Genomic DNA, 1426 nt, shown 5'->3' with positions numbered 1-1426 from the left:
CGCCCTAGCACTACTTTGGCAGAATGCATTTTGGCGGTCTGAAGCGGATTCTGCAGTGCGGACATCGTTCTGGGGCTGACGCTGCCAGGAGGGTGTTTATGACCGCGCGTCGGATGGCTGGCAGTGTCGGTTCAGGCGGGCCGTGCCTCTTGGTTTTTTTCCCGCTTGGCCTGGTGCAGGCGCTGATGTTGCAGGAAGGCATAGGCGATCATTGTCATCAGCGCGTGTCGATGCAGACCTTGCCATGATCGGCCTTCGAAGTGATCGAGGCCGAGTTCTTCTTTCATTTGTTGATGCGCCTGCTCGCAGACCCATCGGGCTTTGATGGCAGCTGCCAGCTGCTTTAACGTTGCTTCGGCCGGCAGATTGGAGAGATAGTATTTGCGCTCGCCGTTCGAGCGCCATTCGCCCACCAGCCACGCCTCTTCGCCCGGCATATGCTGCTGTCCCTTGTCGAGGATACGTTGCGGACTACCATCAGCGATCCGAATGCGGAGCGCAGCAAAGCGCGCTGTCAGGCGACCTTTCGTGCCGCGACGCCAACTGACCTTCTTCCAGGAGGATGCTTCCAGGATCGTTTCGGCTGCCATCGACAGGGTGTCGGGGATCGAATGCTTGCGCGGTCTGCCATGACCGGAAACCGGAAAAATCAGGGCGACATCATGGGGGTAGACCTTTTGATGTTTGGGAATACCGACAGCCCATGTGAGGCCGCGTGCACTGAGCCCCTGGCGAAACGCGGCCGATAAACCATAGCCGGCATCGGCGAGCACGGTGCCAAACCGCACCCCCGCCGCGATCAGCCTGTCGATCTCGTCGAGCGCGATCGTCGGCTTGGTGCGGGATATACGCATCTCCTCGGGGACGCCAGCCTTCACCATCCGATCCTGGTTACTGGTCCAGGTTTCCGGCAAGAACAGTCGCAAACCAACCGGAACGGGAACCTCATCGCGTGCCAGCGTCAGCGATACCAACGTCTGGCAATTGGCGCGTTTGCCCAGCATCGAAGCATATTGCGGAGCGACCCCGACCGAATGATCACCCTTCTTCGGCAGACCCGTATCGTCGACCACCAGAAAGGCGTCTGAAGCTCCGACTATTCTGTCCGCCTGCACAGCCAGTTCAGTCTCAAGCGGACTGGCGTCCCAAATCCCATCCGAGATGAAATGATGCAGACGGTCGTAATGATCGGGCGCAAGGCGTTCCGCCATCGGCTCGATACTCTTGCGATCACCCGGTCCGATCAGGCCTGAAACATATACCGGGCACATCTGCCGCCGCTTTTTGTGACCAAGCTTCTCAACGAACGGCTTCAGCCAATCCGCCAGTGCAATATTCTGCTCCACCATCCACCGCACCCCTTTTTGAGGGGCCAAAGATGGCCGATTATCATTAACCGTCGGTTAATCTGCCAAAGTAGTGCTAG

1 pseudogene is annotated in these 1426 nt (G+C 58.6%); it reads right to left on the bottom strand.

The annotated features are described in order from the left end of the window. Positions 1-134 precede the first annotated feature (134 nt). A pseudogene (locus ACQZ5N_RS26360) lies at positions 135-1349 on the bottom strand (IS701 family transposase); the annotation flags it as partial. Between the last annotated feature and the right edge of the window lie 77 nt (positions 1350-1426).

It is taken from the genome of Agrobacterium sp. 22-221-1 (assembly GCF_053522445.1).
Note: the sequence above shows the minus strand (reverse complement) of the source record. Positions and strands in the feature narration are given on the sequence as shown.